The organism is Mycobacterium shimoidei (assembly GCF_900417275.1).
Classification (GTDB): Bacteria; Actinomycetota; Actinomycetes; order Mycobacteriales; family Mycobacteriaceae; genus Mycobacterium; species Mycobacterium shimoidei.
The window spans coordinates 160,094-177,561 of sequence record NZ_UEGW01000001.1 but is presented as its reverse complement, the minus strand read 5'-3'; the positions used below and the strand labels follow the sequence as shown (position 1 = coordinate 177,561).

Annotated in this window: 16 protein-coding genes; 10 read left to right on the top strand and 6 right to left on the bottom strand. The window is 65.9% G+C overall.

Going from position 1 to position 17,468, the window contains the following annotated elements:
- Window positions 1–18: 18 nt before the first annotated feature.
- A complete protein-coding gene (locus MSP7336_RS00880) occupies window positions 19–1,608 on the bottom strand; it encodes a putative alpha/beta hydrolase (protein ID WP_069395385.1) in 1,590 nt (529 codons plus the stop codon).
- 6 nt (window positions 1,609–1,614) lie between these two features.
- Complete coding sequence (locus MSP7336_RS00875; protein WP_181786490.1) at window positions 1,615–1,941, bottom strand: DUF2563 family protein; 327 nt, start codon at window positions 1,939–1,941, stop codon at window positions 1,615–1,617.
- A gap of 229 nt (window positions 1,942–2,170) precedes the next feature.
- Between MSP7336_RS00875 and rplM the strand changes: the two genes are divergently transcribed.
- From rplM to MSP7336_RS00850, 5 genes are all read left to right on the top strand, one after another.
- Window positions 2,171–2,614, top strand: a complete 444-nt coding sequence (gene rplM, locus MSP7336_RS00870) for a 50S ribosomal protein L13 (RefSeq protein WP_069395383.1) — start codon at window positions 2,171–2,173, stop codon at window positions 2,612–2,614.
- On the top strand, window positions 2,611–3,096 hold the full coding sequence (gene rpsI, locus MSP7336_RS00865; protein WP_069395382.1) for a 30S ribosomal protein S9: 486 nt from the start codon (window positions 2,611–2,613) through the stop codon (window positions 3,094–3,096). Before rplM ends, rpsI begins: the two co-directional genes overlap by 4 nt.
- A gap of 97 nt (window positions 3,097–3,193) precedes the next feature.
- Complete coding sequence (glmM, locus tag MSP7336_RS00860) at window positions 3,194–4,531, top strand: phosphoglucosamine mutase (protein ID WP_069395381.1); 1,338 nt, start codon at window positions 3,194–3,196, stop codon at window positions 4,529–4,531.
- 52 nt (window positions 4,532–4,583) lie between these two features.
- Window positions 4,584–4,886, top strand: coding sequence for a type VII secretion target (locus tag MSP7336_RS00855; RefSeq protein WP_069395380.1), 303 nt, complete (start codon window positions 4,584–4,586; stop codon window positions 4,884–4,886).
- A gap of 3 nt (window positions 4,887–4,889) precedes the next feature.
- Window positions 4,890–6,245 (top strand): hypothetical protein, encoded by a 1,356-nt coding sequence (locus tag MSP7336_RS00850; protein ID WP_425325722.1) that lies wholly within the window; start codon window positions 4,890–4,892, stop codon window positions 6,243–6,245.
- Window positions 6,246–6,248: 3 nt separating this feature from the next.
- Here the strand turns inward: MSP7336_RS00850 and MSP7336_RS00845 are convergent, their stop codons facing one another.
- From MSP7336_RS00845 to MSP7336_RS00835, 3 genes are all read right to left on the bottom strand, one after another.
- Window positions 6,249–7,298 (bottom strand): LLM class F420-dependent oxidoreductase, encoded by a 1,050-nt coding sequence (locus MSP7336_RS00845; RefSeq protein ID WP_113962845.1) that lies wholly within the window; start codon window positions 7,296–7,298, stop codon window positions 6,249–6,251.
- A 98-nt stretch (window positions 7,299–7,396) separates the two neighbouring features.
- Window positions 7,397–8,239: a dienelactone hydrolase family protein gene (locus MSP7336_RS00840; RefSeq protein WP_069395378.1), complete on the bottom strand. Its 843-nt coding sequence runs from the start codon at window positions 8,237–8,239 to the stop codon at window positions 7,397–7,399.
- 42 nt (window positions 8,240–8,281) lie between these two features.
- The gene (locus MSP7336_RS00835; RefSeq protein ID WP_069395377.1) at window positions 8,282–10,120 is read right to left on the bottom strand and encodes a fatty acyl-AMP ligase; all 1,839 of its coding nucleotides are present in this window, start codon (window positions 10,118–10,120) and stop codon (window positions 8,282–8,284) included.
- A 325-nt stretch (window positions 10,121–10,445) separates the two neighbouring features.
- Between MSP7336_RS00835 and gjpA (MSP7336_RS00830) the strand changes: the two genes are divergently transcribed.
- The 3 genes from gjpA (MSP7336_RS00830) to gjpA (MSP7336_RS00820) all read left to right on the top strand — a co-directional run bounded on the left by gjpA (MSP7336_RS00830) (window position 10,446) and on the right by gjpA (MSP7336_RS00820) (window position 14,324).
- The gene (gjpA, locus tag MSP7336_RS00830; RefSeq protein ID WP_069395376.1) at window positions 10,446–11,549 is read left to right on the top strand and encodes an outer membrane porin GjpA; all 1,104 of its coding nucleotides are present in this window, start codon (window positions 10,446–10,448) and stop codon (window positions 11,547–11,549) included.
- Between the two features lie 298 nt (window positions 11,550–11,847).
- Window positions 11,848–12,939, top strand: coding sequence for an outer membrane porin GjpA (gene gjpA, locus MSP7336_RS00825; protein ID WP_113962844.1), 1,092 nt, complete (start codon window positions 11,848–11,850; stop codon window positions 12,937–12,939).
- Between the two features lie 302 nt (window positions 12,940–13,241).
- Complete coding sequence (gjpA, locus tag MSP7336_RS00820; protein WP_069395374.1) at window positions 13,242–14,324, top strand: outer membrane porin GjpA; 1,083 nt, start codon at window positions 13,242–13,244, stop codon at window positions 14,322–14,324.
- 43 nt (window positions 14,325–14,367) lie between these two features.
- Here gjpA (MSP7336_RS00820) and MSP7336_RS00815 read toward each other — a convergent pair whose 3' ends face one another.
- Entirely contained in the window at window positions 14,368–14,895 is a 528-nt protein-coding gene (locus MSP7336_RS00815) for a nitroreductase family deazaflavin-dependent oxidoreductase (RefSeq protein ID WP_069395373.1), read from the bottom strand.
- A gap of 181 nt (window positions 14,896–15,076) precedes the next feature.
- Here MSP7336_RS00815 and MSP7336_RS24015 point away from each other — a divergent pair, with 181 nt between their 5' ends.
- Entirely contained in the window at window positions 15,077–15,319 is a 243-nt protein-coding gene (locus tag MSP7336_RS24015; RefSeq protein ID WP_244917389.1) for an Mtp family mycobacterial-type pilin, read from the top strand.
- 274 nt (window positions 15,320–15,593) lie between these two features.
- Window positions 15,594–17,462: a glutamine--fructose-6-phosphate transaminase (isomerizing) gene (gene glmS, locus MSP7336_RS00805; protein WP_069395371.1), complete on the top strand. Its 1,869-nt coding sequence runs from the start codon at window positions 15,594–15,596 to the stop codon at window positions 17,460–17,462.
- Window positions 17,463–17,468: the final 6 nt, after the last annotated feature.

The following is a 17,468-nucleotide window of genomic DNA, read 5'->3' as shown; positions in this document are numbered from 1 at the left end:
GCTGAACTTGTCATACGTTTACTCCGTGATCCATTTGAAAGCTTTACCGCCAGCGTCATCTCCGACATACGCCCCAACGGTCCCGAGGATAAGCGCACCCGCAAACGCCCCAGGCGGCCCGCCAATCACAAAACCTACCTCGGCTCCGAGTTCGCCTAACATGTAGGCGCCTGCCATGCCACCGGTAGACTTTGAGATGACCTCCCCGGCTGGCTTGCCTTCGCCGAGAATTTCGTAGAGCCCTACTCCTGCGTCCAGCAGGCTACCGGCAGCCCCTACACGTCCGCCGATCCTCTTGAACGCTTCCATGTCTTCGGCAGTGAATGGTGCGGTGCTCAGGAAATCGTCCGTGGGCATCGCTTCGGCCCAATGCACGAAGCCTTCCTTGCCTCCGGCGAGGCCTTTACTGGTTGCCGAAGCAGCCTCGACAAGTTCTCTGGGAATTGCTCCATGCGCCATCTCTTTAGCGACAGCTTCGGCAGCTGGGGCTGACATACCTCCTCTCTGCAGAGCCTCTTGGAACTTGGCCACCACGGTCGCGCGGTCAGTCGCCTCCATCTGGTCCATGACCTGAGTTGCTTGGTCTGGCGTCATCGGTTGCCGTGACCATGGGAGTTGGCCCTGTTCTAGGTCATGCTGGAGCTGAAGCCTGGCCTGCGCTCGAGTGCGCGCGTCCACACCGAAGACTGGATCTCGAGGCAGCGGGCCGACGATCTTCGATGTGTTGTAGTCATCGAGGCGCTCCCCGGCCAGGCGGCGGGCTTGGGCAACTTCATGCGGGTCATGGCCAGGTCCGAAGCGGCTCGTCGGATCGGTGATGGCCGCGTAGTCCTTGAGCCGCTGTGCGGCGGCCGCCTCCTCGGCGGTCATGTTGCCCGGGCGCCCTGCATCGTTGGCGATGTAGTGCGTTCTGCCTTCGGCTTTGGCCTTGTCGACCATCGCCTGATCACGAGCCCGTTGGCCTGACTTGTCGTATTTCGCCGCGGACTCGGCGGCGACGTCGCCGGGCTCGGCGTCCAAGTTCCCCAGCGACTCGGGTACATAGCCCGCGCCCGACATCGCCGTTTTAGCGGCATGCAAATCAGTGACGTAGTCGTGGCGTGCCGAATTCACTTGCGCAAGAGCTGATTTGACAACGCCGACCGCCTGTTCGTGCAGCCCGCCGGTATCCTGATCGTTGGCTTTCGCCAACGACATCTGGTTGTCGATCTCATGCAGTGTCGAATCAGCCTGCCCAAGCGCGGCGTCGCTTTGGCGCTGCGCGGTGGCCAACGATGCGGCAACCTGCTCCAAACTGGCCGCGATCCGCGGCAGCGCGTCTTTATGTCCGGCCAACGCGGTGGTTGCCTGCTGCACTTCGGCCGACTCGTTGATGGGATGCTCGCTGCCGTTGCGTTGATAGCCCGCGTTGAATTTCTGCTTTGCCTTATCGAAGTCGTCGTCGGCTTCTTTGACGCGGTTGCCGGCCTGGTGAAACGCGTCGGCGATTTTGTTGATCGCCCCGGCATCGCCGGCCTGCAGCTCGTCGTCGAGTTTCCACGGATTACCGCCGGCGGCGCCGCACAACTCGCCGACGTCAAGGTTGGTCAGACTGGGTGGCGCCCCCACGGACGCCTACTCGAACTGCTTGCCGGCCGAATCGATGCCATCGGCCGCTGACTCGTCTGTGGCGGTAAAAACTTGCGCCGCCCTGACCGCTTGGGCCGACACTGCTCGCAGCGTTGTGTGGTGGCCATGCAATTGGTCTTGATGCTGTCGATGGACCGTGCTGAGTGTGCCGTGGAATTGCTGAGCTTCGGCGAAATCACCGAAGATTCCCGACGCAACGTCTGCACCCGCCAATTGTTCGGCTGCTTCCCGCGCCGAATCGGCGGCATAACGGCAGAAATCACCGCCCGCAGTTAGATGCTCGGTATTGACTTCGAATTTCTCGGCAGTCACGAATAGCAGGCTAACAGCGGGACGGGCCTGTCCATGACACAAATTTGTTGGCCGGCTCGATAAGAGGCATTTTGACCTGCACGGATGCACCCCGGTAAGCTGCACCGTTGGCGTGCGGTACGCCGGGGCTCGGGTCAATGTCGGTCGCCGAGATCATCCCCAGCCGTCGACGCCTGACCGGCACCCGGTCTACACCGGGATCCACCCGAGAGAAAGTTAGGTAAGCGCTGTGCCTACGTATGTGCCGAAGGCGGGTGACACCACACGGGCGTGGTATGTCATCGACGCCACGGACGTGGTGCTCGGCCGCCTTGCCGTCGCGGCAGCCAACCTGCTGCGCGGCAAGCACAAGCCGACGTTCACCCCCAACGTCGACGGCGGTGACTTCGTCGTCATCATCAACGCCGGCAAGGTCGCCATCAGCGGCGACAAACTGCAGAACAAGCTTGTTTACCGCCACTCGGGTTATCCCGGCGGGCTGCGTAAGCGCACCATCGGCGACCTGATGCAGAAGCATCCCGATCGCGTCGTCGAGAAGGCGATCGTGGGCATGCTGCCCAAGAACAAGCTCGGCCGCCAGATCAAGCGCAAGCTGCGTGTCTACGCCGGCCCCGAGCATCCGCACATCGCCCAGCAGCCGGTTCCGTACGAAATCAAGCAGGTGACGCAATGACCGAGACGACCGAGACGGCCGACACCGAAACGACCGAAGCCCCGGCTGCCGAAACCACTGAGGCCCCGGCCCACCGTTCGGATTCCTTCGTGATCGAGCGTCCGATCCAAACCGTCGGGCGCCGCAAAGAGGCCATTGTGCGGGTGCGGCTGGTGCCCGGCACCGGCAAGTTCGACCTCGATGGGCGCAGCCTGGAGGAGTACTTCCCCAACAAGGTGCACCAACAGCTGATCAAGGCCCCGCTGGTCACCGTCGATCGGCTGGAAAGCTTCGACATCTACGCCCACCTCAGCGGTGGCGGCCCGTCCGGGCAGGCCGGGGCGCTTCGCCTCGCCATCGCCCGAGCATTGATCCTGGTCAGCCCCGAAGACCGGCCCGCGCTGAAGAAGGCCGGATTCCTCACCCGTGACCCGCGGGCCACGGAACGCAAGAAGTACGGTCTGAAGAAGGCGCGCAAGGCGCCGCAGTACAGCAAGCGCTGATCGGCGATCACTTTCTGGTCGCGACCGTGCGCAGAACCGATCTCTTGCTGGCGTGTCGGACCGGGGACACGCACGCTCGCGCGGATAAAGGATGGCTATGGGTCGACTGTTCGGCACCGACGGTGTGCGTGGCGTCGCCAACCGTGAGCTGACCGCCGAGCTGGCGCTGGCGCTGTCCGCTGCGGCGGCCCGCCGGCTGGCCGGCCACGGCGGCGCCCGGCGGCCGGTCGCTGTGGTGGGCCGCGATCCGCGGGCCAGCAGCGAGATGCTCGAAGCCGCGGTCATCGCCGGGCTGACCAGCCAAGGTGTCGACGCCCTGCGCGCCGGTGTGCTCCCCACTCCGGCAGTGGCCTGCCTGACCGGCGGCTACGACGCCGACTTCGGGGTAATGATCTCGGCGTCGCATAACCCGATGCCCGACAACGGCATCAAGATCTTCGGACCGGGCGGGCACAAACTCGATGACGCCACCGAGGACCAGATCGAGGAGCTGGTCGCGGCAGGGCCCGGCCTGCGCCCGGTCGGTGCGGACATCGGGCGGGTGGTCGACGCCGAGGACGCGTTGGACCGATACCTGCTTCAGCTCAGCAAGGCCGCCACTGCCCGGCTCGACGGGCTGACCGTGGTCGTCGACTGCGCGCACGGCGCTGCTTCGCTGGTGGCACCGCGGGCCTACCGCGCTGCCGGGGCCCGGGTTATCGCGATCAACGCCGAACCCGACGGGCTCAACATCAACGACGGTTGCGGCTCGACGCACCTGGACGCGGTGCGCTCGGCGGTGCTCGCGCACGGCGCCGATCTGGGTCTGGCGCACGACGGTGACGCCGACCGCTGCCTGGCGGTCGACGCCGCCGGGCAGGTCGTCGACGGCGACCACATCATGGTGGTGCTGGCGCTGGCCATGCGCGAGGCCGGTGAGCTGGCCGGCGACACGTTGGTGGCCACCGTGATGAGCAACCTCGGCCTGCATTTGGCGATGCGCTCGGCCGGCATCACCGTGCGCACCACCGACGTCGGCGACCGCTACGTGCTCGAAGAGCTGCGAGCCGGCGACTACAGCCTGGGTGGCGAGCAGTCCGGCCACATCGTGCTGCCCGCGTTGGCTACCACCGGCGACGGCATCCTCACCGGGCTGCGGCTGATGGCGCGAATGGCGGAAACCGGGTTGTCGCTGGCCGACCTGGCCTCGGTGATGCGCAGCCTGCCCCAGGTTTTGATCAACGTCGAGGTCACCGACAAGGCGGCCGCGGTGGCGGCACCGTCGGTTCGCGCGGCGGTCACCCAGGCCGAGACCCAGCTCGGCGACACCGGACGAATCCTGTTGCGCCCCTCGGGAACCGAGCAGTTGATCCGGGTCATGGTGGAGGCCGACGACGAAGACGTAGCGCGCCGCCTCGCCGCGTGCGTCGCCGACTCGGTACGCGCCGCGCGCTAAGGCCGCGTTAAGGCAGGGAACCGCTCGACCGTCTTGGCGCGTCCTACGCGATATGGGACAAGCAGATTCCGCCTGGATCGACGTTACGGCGGTGCGCACGGTGGCGAACCGGTTCGATGACACCGCGGAGATCGTCAGCGCAGCCAATCGCCAATTGGCCAGGCTGGCTTTCGACGGAGCGACCGCCGGGCGCGCGCACGTCGCCGCTGGCGACGCGCTGCGGACCGCACTCAGCCGCCTGACCGACGAGTTGACGCAGTGGGCGCGTGCGTGCGCTGAAATCGCGGTGGCGCTGCGGTCCGGTGCCGATCGCTACGCCGACGCCGACCGGCGCGGCGCGGCCCGGATCGGTTGAGTGATGGGCTATCTGGATGTAGCGGCGCGCTTGGCCGAGGGACAGCCCGCCCTCGAACACACCCAGACCTACGTCGACGCATGCCGCACGCTCGGCTACCAGCATCCGGACCTGACTGCGCACCACTCCCAGGTCCGCGACTGGTATGAGACGGAAACCGGTTTGGATCTCGACGTCCTCGACGCCGACTGCGCCGCACTGTGGGCGGCGGTCAACACGATCGAGGAGGCGCTGGCGATACAGCGCGCGCAGACGGCCGAGCTCGCCGCCACCTGGCGCGGTGTTGGAGCCGCATCTGCAGCGCAGTTCTTGCAACGTCATTGCGATGCCGCCGCAGCCGTGGCCACACGTGTGCGGGCGGCGGCCGAGCGCTGTTCGGCATTGCGGGACGACTTGTGGCAAGCGGTCGACGGCAAAGTCGCGACGACCCTCGCCGTCGACGACCGCAGCCTCGATCGACGGTCGAGCTGGCTGGCCGCCGCGCAGACCGTCATCAGCGGAATCGGCGATCGGGCAACGGCGGAGGAGCTCGTCCGACAAGAGCTTATTCCATACGTGGACAACAATATTCGGAGCGACTGGCTCACTGCTATGCGATCAGCCGTTGACGCGGTGGCCGCGTCGTATGCCACGACGATCGATGCACTGACGACCGCCCCCAGGGTGTGTTTCGAGATCCCGGGCGCTCTGGGACCGCAGCCGCCGCTCGCCGAAGCGTCGCCCACTTTCGTGCCGACGGCCACCATGCCGCCGGCCGCCGCCGTGATACCGCCCGCCAGCACCATCCCCGCCGGGATCTCGTCACCGCCGGAGCCGGTTCCGGCTGGCCTGCTCGACGATTCGGCGCCGGGACCGGTGCCGCCAGTGCCGGACATGGCCGCTCCGCTGGGCGATTTCCCCGGGTTGTCCACGGCTACAGGCGATCTCGGCGGCCTAGGTGGGCTCGCTGGAACCATCGGTGGCGTCGTCGGCAAGATCGCGAACGGCATCGGCGGTCTGCTGGGCGCGCTGGCGGACGGGCTTGCCGATTCGCAGGGCCTCGACGATCCACTGATGGACGACCCACCGGATCTCGACGGCGATCCGCTCGACGAGGAACTCGACCAAACCGACGACGAGCCAGCACCGGAGACCGCCGAAGAGTCAGACGAAACGCCCACTACTGCAACCGATGTCGTTGATGATCAGGCTGCTGTCCCCGAACCCGCGGATGGTTCGCCACCGCCTGCGCCGGAACCGCTCGCCGAGCCAGCCGTCGCACCCGCACCCGTCGCGCCATCACCACCCGAGACGCCTGAAGCGCAGCCTGCGACACCCTGTGAAATCGCGGCAGACGAGCTGCCGCAGGCAGGGGAGTAGCTGCTAGGGCAGCAGGTTCTTCAGCTGCTCGACGAAGCGCACGGCCTCATCGCGGTTGGTGGCCGCCGGCGTAGCCAATAGGGTGGTCACTCCGGCCTCGGCGAAGGCCGCGACCCGCTCGGCGACGTATCCGCGCGGGCCGATCAGCGAGACGGCACGCGCCAACTCGTCGGGCACCGCAGCAATCGCCTCGTCTTTGCGCCCCGACAGGTAGAGCTCCTGGATTCGGTCTGCCACTTCGCCGAAGCCGTACCGGGTCGCCAGGTTGTGGTAGAAGTTGCGGCTCTTCGCGCCCATCCCGCCGATGTAAAGACCCAACTGCGGCTTGATCCAGCCCAGCCTGTCGTCGACGTCGTCGCCGATGGCCAGCGACGCGCCGACCATCACGTCCAGCGGACCGAGCGCGGAATCTCGCTTGGCGAAGCCGGCATTGAGCGCTTCACCCCAAACCGACTGCGCCTTTTCGGGATAGAAGAAGACCGGCTGCCAACCTTCGGCGATCTCGGCGGTGAGCTCGACGTTCTTCGGCCCCAGCGCGGCAATCGATATCGGAATCCGCTCGCGCACTGGATGATTGATGATCTGCAGCGTCTTGCCCAAGCCGGTTCCGCGATCCGGCGGCAGCGGCACCTGGTAATGCTTACCGGGGTAGTTGACCCGCTCGCGGCGCCATACCTGGCGGCAGATGTCGACCACCTCGCGGGTGCGACCGAGCGGGGCATCGAACGGCACCCCGTGAAAGCCCTCGATGACCTGTGGCCCCGACGTGCCGATGCCCAACCGGAACCGGCCGTTGGACACGAAGTCCAGTCCGGCGGCGGTCATCGCAAGCAGCGACGGCGTGCGGGTGTAGATCGGGAAGACTCCGGAAGCCAGTTCGATGGTGGATGTCTTGGCCGCCAAGTACCCAAGCTGGCTGACAGCGTCGTAGGAATACGCCTCGGCCACCACAGCGACGTCGATGCCGACTTTTTCAAGGTCAACGATGCGTTCAACCGCTTCGTGAAAGGTTGAGTAGTTGCCCGCGTAATCGAGCATGACGCCGATGCGCATCGTGACTTTATAGCACCCAACCGGTTGGTCGGGGCGAGCAGGGTGCTACCGGTTGCTTCCACGTGCCACTGGTCACATGTGCCAAATACGCTGACGCCTCAGCGTTTCAACAGAGCGGCGATCTTCTCTTCGGGGGCCAACGGGCTCGCGTCGGGGTCCAGCGCGTCGGTGTGGGGTAGCTGGGCCTCGGGATCTGCGAAGTCGCGATATGTCTTGTCTCCGGCCAAGACGTACAGCAAGTATCCGGTCAACAGCGCACGAACAGCCTTTTGCGTCTTGCGGTGCGCACCCGGCAATCCGAACACTCCCGACAATCGCCGGCCTTCGATGAGGCCGGCCGGCTGAGCCTTGCTGACCAATCGAACGGTCGCCGTATCCCAAGCGCGGGATAGTTCAATAGCATTGGAACGCAACGATTTTGCTTCTTCAGCCGTGCTGAAGACCACACCGGGGACCCGCAGCGTCGCGGCTGGCTGCTCCGCCGGGGGTTTGGTGACCGCCGGGAAAATCACCGCCACCGCTTTGTGCCTGCCCGGCATCCCGGCAGCCGCGAAAACCGCGGCCGATCCGCCGAAACCGTGCCCGATCAGGCCGAGTTTCGCCGGGTGCACGCTGATTTTGCCGGGCCCCAGGCGCACTCCGGCGGCGATGTCGAGCGCCGTGCCCATGTCGAACGCCAGGTTCAGCACCGAGGGCGCGAGTCCGCGCTCGGTGTCCGGCGCCGCCGCGACAATGCCCCACGACGCCAGATGCTCGAGCAGCTGCGAGTAACGCTCGACACCGGCGAGCCAGTCGTGGCCGAACGCCACCGCGGGCAGATTGAACCCTGATTCGGGCGTGTACACCACCCCGGGCAGGCCGGCAAAAGCCAAGTCTCCGCGCAGCACACGGTGCGCCCCACGGCGGGTCAGGGCGGCGACGAGTTTACTGGTGCGGGCCACGCGTTGACGTTAGCGCAATCGCACGCCACCCCCAGGCTGCGCTCACCGCCGCTGGGATTTCCAGTACTGGAGCGCCACCGCCTGCTGCACCGCCGCGGCGGTCCGTGCCGCGGCCGCCGGTTCGGCGGCGCCGGTGTCAGAGCCTGGCGGCGCCTGCCACTCGGCCAGCGCGGCGAACTGGCCGTCAACGAACCGCTGTTTGGTGGCCTGCCGCTGGATCTTGCCGCTCGACGTGGTCGGGATGGAGCCCGCCTCGACCAGGACCACAGCGTAGGCACGAATCCCGTGGTGTCTGACGATCGCCGCCTGGATCGTTTCCAGCACACCGGCGAACTCCGTATTTTCGCCGGCCCGCTGACGGTGTACTTCCTGCACCACGACGAGCTGTTCGCCGGCGCCTTGCCGTGGCGCGACCGAGAACGCTGCGCCGCGCCCGGCCAGCAGCATTGAATGACAGCCCTGCACCGTCTTCTCGATGTCGTTGGGGTAGTAGTTGTTGCCGCGGATGATGATCAGGTCTTTGCAACGTCCGGTGATGAAAACCTCACCTGCCCGCAGGAAACCCAAGTCGCCGGTGCGCAGGAATGGACCCTCCCCGGTGTCGGCCAGGTATCCACCGAACGTCTGCTCGGTATCCTCCGGTTTTCCCCGGTAGCCGCGGGCGACGCACGGCCCGGAGACCCAGATCTCGCCGACCTCGTCGACGCCGCGCCGCCGCCGCGTCTCAGGGTCGACGATGACGATCTGCTGACCGCCGCGAGGAGCGCCGCAACCGACCAGCTCGACGGTGCGGGCATCGTCGCCGGTGGCGTCGGGGATCTCGACGACCCGATCCTCGCCGAGCGCGGTGCGGTCGATATGGCACACTCTCGGCGCCGCGGACTCCGATCCGCCCGACACCAACAGGGTGGCCTCGGCCAGGCCGTACACCGGCAAAAACGCCTCTGGCCGGAAACCGGCCGGCGCGAAGGCCTCGGCGAAGTCGCGCAAGGTGCTGGCCTGCACCGGCTCGGCGCCGTTCATCGCGGTCGACCACTGTGACAAGTCCAGTGCCGCGCGCTCTTTGGCGGTGCTGCGTTCGACGCAGAGCTGGTAGGCGAAATTGGGTGCGGTGGTGCCGGTGGCGCGGTACCTGGACATGGCCTCCAGCCACCGCATCGGACGGGTGATGAACGCGGCGGGCGACATCAGCACCGTGGTGCAGCCCACGTAGACCATCTCCAGAATGCCGCCGATGAGGCCCATGTCGTGGTGTTGCGGCAGCCAGTACACGGTGACTGCGTGCTCGTCGCCGCCCCACGCCTCATGGATCGCGACCAGGTTGGCCAGCAGATTGCCGTGCGTCAGGACAACTCCTTTGGGCGCCCTGGTGGAGCCCGAGGTGTACTGCAACGTCGCGGTGGTGTCGGCGTCGACGTCCGGCGGCACCCAGGCATCCGGGTCCGCGTCCGGTTCGTCTGGAGTCAGCCACCGCAGCGGTCGCTTGGCCAGCTGGTCGACGCTCGCCTTGAGTTTGTCTTGCGTTGCGGCGTCGGCCAGGGCGAAGCCGGCCCGTGCATCGGGGGCGATTGCCGTCAACCGCGCCAGCCGGTCCTGCACCGGTACCGCGACCGCGCCCGCGTACAGGCAGCCGAAGTAGGCAGCGACGCTGCTCAGGCCGGGGCGGCAGACCACCAGGACCCGCCGGCCGGTCGCGCCGTTCTGCTGCAGGCCGGCCGCGATGGCGCGGGCCCTGCGATCGAGGTCACCGTAGGTCAGAGAATCCTGTTCGTCCGTACCGTCGGGAGCGAAGCGGAACGCAACCTTGTCCGTATGTCGGGCGGCCTGCTGACGCAGCAGATCCACGAGGGTGTGTGCGGTGCGCCCGCTAACCTCCGACATGTCGTCACCTAGGCCGTCGTTTCGTGACCACCCGATGCTGGGTTCCAGGTCGCCAACATAGCTGGTGCGGTATTGCGGGGCCGCGTCGGGGGCACATCGACGGCGACATCCCGGGCGATGTGGCTGAGTAGAACGTAAGAAGCTCACACCGGACACCAATCGGGCTCAGACGGGGCGAATCTGGCTTGACCAGCACATCGGTTAACGCAAAGGTAAATTCTCGCTATTGGAGCAATGTCTTGTATCACAACTTACCTAAGAGTACGCTGTGTTTTCTCAGCCTTGCGTGCTGAGGCGGACCGAATTTTTCTGAGGAGGTTCTCGAATGAATCACGCACTTCGGCCCTATGCCACTGCCGGCATCGCACTGGTGGGTGCCAGCCTGATCGCGGTGACTCCGTTGACCACACCGCTGCCTGACAACCACGTGACAAGCGATGTGCAGCTGGCGGCCGATATCGATTTCACCGGGGCGTGGGAGGACGCCTTCAACACTGCGGTGACCAACTTCGAGAACCTGCAGAGCGCAGCGCAGGACGCCAATACCGCGCTGACCGAGGCGCTCGGTCAAGCCGACTTTGGCAACTTGAATTTCGAAGAGCTGGGTGCCGCCCTGACATTCCTCGCCGGCGACCAGAAGACCTTCATCGATCCGCTGACTTATTGGACGTTCAACGGCGCCGGCCCTGACGGCGACATCACCGTCGACGCCACCCACGCTTTTCTGTATGCGATTCTGACCAATCAGGCCCATGACTTTGCCCCCGACCTTTTGCCGGCGGTCGACCCATCAATTCCGCCGATCGTCAACTTCTTGTCGTCGCCGTTGTCGGGTCTGCTGATCGGTGCGTTGTCGCCGTCTATCGCGCCGTGGGTGGCGCTGGGCAACAGCTTCGGCGCCATCAGCGAGGATCTGTTCGGTGAGAACCCGGACACCGACGCGGCGCTGCAGGAGCTGGTCAACATTCCTGCGAACATGGTCAACGGCCTGCTCAACGGCGCCACCCTCAACCTGGACGCCCTGGCGCCGGCGATCAACGACTCCGGCCTGCTGCCGGAGGGCAACTCGGTCACTTCCCTGAGCTTCGAGTTCGGTGGGTTGTTGAACCCAGGGCTGGTCGGCGCCAATCCGATCGATATCAACACCTTCGGCGACTCGATTCCGGGTGGTGGCTCGATCTTCAACGCGCTGGGCCTGACGTTGGATGCCTCAATCTCTCTCGGCGGGCCGCCGATCGTGTTGACCCTGCCCTTCCTCCCGCACGGTGTCGGGCTGGCCGGTGCCATGGTCGGTTTGGAGCAGGTGATCGCGGAGTGGCTCGGCGGAGACCTGGTCTTCGCGCCACCGCCTGACGACATGGGCGGAGCCGCCGCGGTGGCCACCGACAGCCTGAGTGGTCTGTTGGGCGACATGTTCGGCGCACTGTAGCGATCGGCTGACCTGCGCGCTGGCCGGGGTAGTTCGCTGATGCACTACCCCGGTATGCGCGCAGCACTCGCCGATGGCGGCATCGTGGCCGTCGTGGCTGTGTAGAACGTAAGAAGCTCACCCCGGCGCCTATAGGACTCAGATGGCGGTCGAAACCCTGTTTGACCTGCATATTGGTTAACGCAAGGGTAAATTTTTGTATTGGAGCAATGTCTTGTTACGAGAACTTACCTTAGAGTATGCTGTGTTTTCTCAGCCGTGCGCGCTGAGGCGGACCGATTATTGAGGAGGTTCTCGAATGGATCACGCGCTTCGCCCCTATGCCACCGCGGGCATCGCGCTGGTGGGGGCCAGCATGATCGCGGTTGCGCCGTTGACCACACCGATGCCTGACAACCATGTGACAAGCGATGTGCAGCTGACCGCAATCGATTTCACCGGGGCATGGGAGGACGCGTTCAACACCGCGGTGACCAACGTCGAGAACCTGCAGACCGCGGCGCAGGACGCCAGTACCGCGCTGACCGAGGCGCTCGGTCAAGCCGACTTTGGCGACTTGAATTTCGAAGAGCTGGGTGCGGCCCTGACATTCCTCGCCGGCGACCAAAAGACCTTCCTCAATCCGCTGACTCATTGGACGCTCAACGGGGCGGGCCCTGACGGCGACGCTACCGTGGACGCCACCCACGCGCTTCTCTATGCGATCCTGACCAACCAGGCCAGCGTGCTTTCCCCCGAGCTTTTCCCGCCGCTTCCCCCCGAGATTCCGCAGATCGTCAACTTCTTGTCGTCGCCGTTGTCGGGTCTGCTGATCGGTGCGTTGTCGCCGTCTATCGCGCCGTGGGTGGCGCTGGGCAACAGCATCGAAGCGATCAGCGAGAATCTGTTCGGCCAGAACCCGGACACCGACGCGGCGCTGCAGGAGCTGGTCAACATTCCTGCGAACATGGTCAACGGCCTGCTCAACGGCGCCACCCTCAACCTGGACGCTTTGGTGCCGGCGATCAACGACGCCGGCTTGCCGCTGCCGCCGGGTGTCGAGATCGGGTCGCTGAGCTTCGAGTTCGGTGGGTTGTTGAACCCCGGGCTGGTCGGCGGCGATCCAACCGATCTCAACACCCTCGGCGACGCCATCCCCGGTGGTGGCTCGATCTTCAACGCGCTGGGCCTCGGGTTGAACATCACCGAGCCGCTCGAATTGAACCTGACCATCCTGCCGCACGGGGTTGGGCTGGCCGGTGCCATGGTCGGTTTGGAGCAGGTGATCGCCGAATGGCTGGGCGGGGACCTGATCTTCGCGCCGCCGCCCGACGAGGAAATGGCCGCGGGTGCCGCGGCGGTCGCCGACAGCCTGAGTGGTCTGTTGGGCGACCTGTTCGGCGCACTGTAGCGATCGGCTGATCTGGGCGTTGCCGGGGTAGTCCGCTGTGGCGCTACCCCGGCAATCGCGCATCTGCCCGCGACCTCGGCGGGCCGATATAGCTGTGTAGAACGTAAGGAATCCTGGGCGCCGGTACCTCTTCGCTCGACGCACCGAAAATCCCGTTAACTAGGGATATTCGGGCACTTTGGCGATCGGGTTGGGCGAAGTATGCGAATTGGCGCTACGTCTTGTATGGCAAGTTACCTAAGAGTAAGCTTTGTTTCCTCAGCCACGCCGCTCGAGCGAACCGAACGTTGAGGAGTTGCTAAATGGATCACGCACTTCGCCCCTATGCCACTGCCGGAATCGCACTGGTGGGTGCCAGCATGATCGCGGTTGCGCCGTTGACTACGCCGCTGCCCGACAGCGCTCTGACGCGCGACGTGGAGCTGACCGCGGACCCGGTCGCGTCGTTCCAGGACGTCTTTCAAGAGGCGGCCGCCAACATTCAGGCGCTTAACGGAGCCTTCCAGGACGCCAATGATGCACTGACGGATGCGCTCCAGAACGGCCCTGGCGACGTCAGCCCGCAGGAACTGATCGACGCGGTGACGTTCCTCGGTGGCGACCAGAAGACCTTCATCGACCCGCTGACGGCATGGACGCTGAGTGTGCAAACACCCGGCAGCATAGGCGATCCGGGGTTCAGTGAATCGCACGCATTCCTCTTCGGGCTTCTGAGCAACCAAGCACACGACTTACTGCCCGACCTCTTCCCGGCAGTTCCCGACTACCTCCCGCCGATCGCCAATTTCCTGGCCTCGCCGCTGTCCGGCGTGCTGCTGGGCGCCGTGAGCCCGATGATCGCCCCGTGGGTGGCGTTGAACAACAGCATCGCAGACATCAGCGAAAATCTGTTCGGTGAAAACCCGGACTTCGACGCTGCGCTACAGGATCTGTTCAACACCCCGGTCAACATGCTCGACGGCCTGCTCAACGGTGCCACCCTCAACCTGGATGACCTGGCGCCGTTGATCAACGACGCCGGCGTGCTGCCGGAGGGCGCCTCCGTCGACGGGCTCAGCTTCGCATTCGGCGGGCTGCTGACACCAGGGTCGGTCGGGGCACCGACGAGCACGGACGGCCTCACTCTTCCCGCCGTCGCGGGAGGCGGCTCGATCCTCAATGCGCTCGGCCTCGACCTGAGTGTCACCAGTCCACTCACCATCACCTTCCCCTGGATCGGGGAAGGGGTCGGGCCGCTGGGCGCGCTGGCCGGCCTGGAGCAGGTCATCGCGGAAGTGCTCAGCGGCGTCCTGGTGCACGATTCGCCTGACCCCACCGCCGCGCTCGATCCCGGCCTGGTGCCCGACTTCAGCCAGGCGTTGGGCGACCTGTTCGGCGCGCTCTAGCGCCCGGCGGCGGCTGGCGCAGCGCAGCTGGTGCGCTGCGCCGCTAGCCGGCCGGGGTGAGCCGCAGCACGCGGATGGTCCGGACGCCGTCGGTCTGCGCCGCGTAGTTGGCGTACCCGGGATACAGCTCGATGGCCAGCGCGTACAACCGGTCGCGGTCGGCACCGGACGCTTCGCGCGCCACGAACCGCCCGCCGCGCTTGCCGATGCGTAACTCACATTCCGGGTGCGCCATCAGATTGTGATACCAGGCCGGATGCCGGGCGCCGCCGTAGTTGGACGCAACCAAGATCACGTCGTCGCCGTCGGTGAAGTAGGTAAGCGGCGTTTCGCGTGGTTGGCCGCTGCGTGCGCCGGTCGAAATCAGCACGACAATCGGAAGCCCGCCGAATGCGGAGTTCAGATGCCCGCGGGTGGCCCGCATGATCGGCGCGTCGAGCCGGGCGGCAATTGCCCGATGTATCGCCGTTCCTCGCTTGGTCGCCGCTATCGAAGCCACGACGCGTTTCCACCGTGCAGAACTCCCGCGTGGATCGACCCGCGGGATTCCGTTGAGCGTGTCGTTGGGCATGGGCGAACTGTACCCTCGCGCGGATCCCAGGACGCGGCATCGACGGTGGTCAGACCCGACAAACCGCTGCATCCAACACATGTAAACCAGCTTGGGGCAAAGCGATTGACAGAAAATACTCAGGATCAACGGCCCAGGACAATCGTTTAGCCGATCTGCGCGGGGTGGTACCCCCGCCGGTATGAACACCATCAAACGCATCGCAGCGGCGACAGCGATCACCACCGGGCTAGGGCTCGCGGGTGTCGCGGTCGCGAGCGCAGTCGAGGCCCACCCGGGGCCGATCCCCAACTACCACTGGTGCCCTGGCCAGTTCTGGGACCCGGGGTGGGGTAACAACTGGGACTGGGGCCGCTGCCACGACAACAATTTCTTCGACGGCGAGCCGCATGACCAGGGCCACTGGCACGGCATCGGCCCCTGACCCGGTAATAACTGGCAGCCCAATGGCGGCCCCGGTCCCGGTCCCTGGGTGCCCGGCGGCCTGCCCAACGGCGGGCCCGGCCCCGGTCCGTGGGTGCCCGGCGGTCCGGGCGGCCACGGCGGTCCGGGTGGTCCGGGTGGTCCGGGCGGACACTGACGGGACGGCGGCTAAGCCGCAGCCGCGCAGGTAGTGGACGCTTTCGGCAAACACAATTGCAGCTCCGACGGGCCAGCGCAGCCGCTCTACGGGGGCCGCTGCATTACCCTGGTCAGCTATGTGCGGAATCGTCGGCTACGTCGGTCAGCAGTCTGCTTGCCACGTGGTCGTCGAGGCGCTGCGCCGGATGGAGTACCGCGGCTATGACTCGGCAGGCATCGCGCTAATCGACGGGGCAGGCACACTCACAGTGCGCCGACGGGCCGGCAGGTTGGCCAACCTGGAGCGCGCGCTCGACCACACCGATGCCGCCGCCCTGGTCGGCAACACCGGCCTCGGGCACACCCGCTGGGCCACGCACGGACGTCCGACAGATCGCAACGCGCACCCGCACCGCGACGCGGCGGGCAAGATCGCAGTCGTCCACAACGGGATCATCGAAAACTACGTGATCCTGCGCCGCGAGCTGGAGGCCTCCGGTGTCGAGTTCGCCAGCGACACCGACACCGAAGTCGCCGTACACCTGGTGGCGCAGGCCTACCGAGGGGGAGCGACCGCTGGCGATTTCCCGGCCTCGGTCTTGTCCGTGGTGCGCCGGCTGGAAGGCCACTTCACGTTGGTGTTCGCCAACGCCGACGAGCCCGGCACCATCGTCGCCGCCCGCCGTTCCACACCGCTGGTTGTCGGCATCGGTGACGGCGAGATGTTCATCAGCTCCGACGTCGCCGCGTTCATCCCGCATACTCGCGACGCCATCGAACTGGGCCAGGACCAGGCTGTGGTGATCACCCCGGACAGCTACCGGATCACCGACTTCGACGGCAACGACGACGCCGCGAATGCCCGTCCCTTCCATATCGATTGGGATCTGGCCGCCGCCGAGAAGGGCGGCTATGAGTACTTCATGCTCAAGGAGATCGCCGAACAGCCCGCCGCGGTCGCCGACACCCTGCTCGGGCACTTCGTGGACGGCCGCATCGTGCTTGATGAGCAGCGGCTGTCCGATCAGGAGCTGCGTGAAATAGACAAAGTCTTCGTGGTGGCCTGCGGCACTGCTTATCACTCCGGGCTGCTGGCCAAATACGCGATCGAGCACTGGACCAGGCTGCCGGTCGAGGTGGAGCTGGCCAGCGAATTCCGTTACCGAGACCCGGTATTGGACCGCAGCACCCTGGTGGTGGCGATCAGCCAGTCCGGCGAAACCGCCGACACGCTCGAGGCGGTGCGGCACGCCAAGGCGCAGAAAGCCAAGGTGCTGGCGATCTGCAACACCAACGGCTCGCAGATTCCGCGGGAATGCGACGCGGTGCTGTATACCCGTGCCGGACCAGAGATCGGGGTGGCGTCGACCAAGACGTTCCTGGCCCAGATTGCCGCCAATTATCTTGTCGGGCTTGCGCTCGCGCAAGCACGTGGCACCAAATACCCCGACGAGGTCGAACGGGAGTATCGGGAACTGGAATCCATGCCGGACCTGGTGGCCCGCGTGCTCACCGGGATCCAGCCGGTGGCCGACCTGGCCTACCGGTTCGCACAGGCGCCGGCGATTTTGTTCCTCGGCCGCCACGTCGGCTACCCGGTGGCGCTCGAAGGGGCGCTGAAACTCAAAGAGCTCGCCTACATGCACGCCGAGGGTTTCGCCGCCGGCGAGCTCAAACACGGACCGATCGCGCTGATCGAAGACGACCTCCCGGTCATCGTGGTGATGCCGTCACCCAAGAGCTCGGCCACCCTGCACTCCAAGCTGCTGTCCAACATCCGCGAGATCCAGACCCGCGGCGCGGTCACCATCGTCATTGCCGAGGAAGGCGACGACACGGTACGGCCGTACGCCGATCACCTGATCGAAATCCCGGCCGTGTCAACGCTTTTGCAGCCACTGCTGTCGACTATCCCGCTGCAGGTGTTCGCAGCGTCGGTGGCGCAGGCCCGCGGCTACGACGTCGACAAGCCGCGGAACCTGGCCAAGTCGGTCACCGTCGAGTAGATCCGA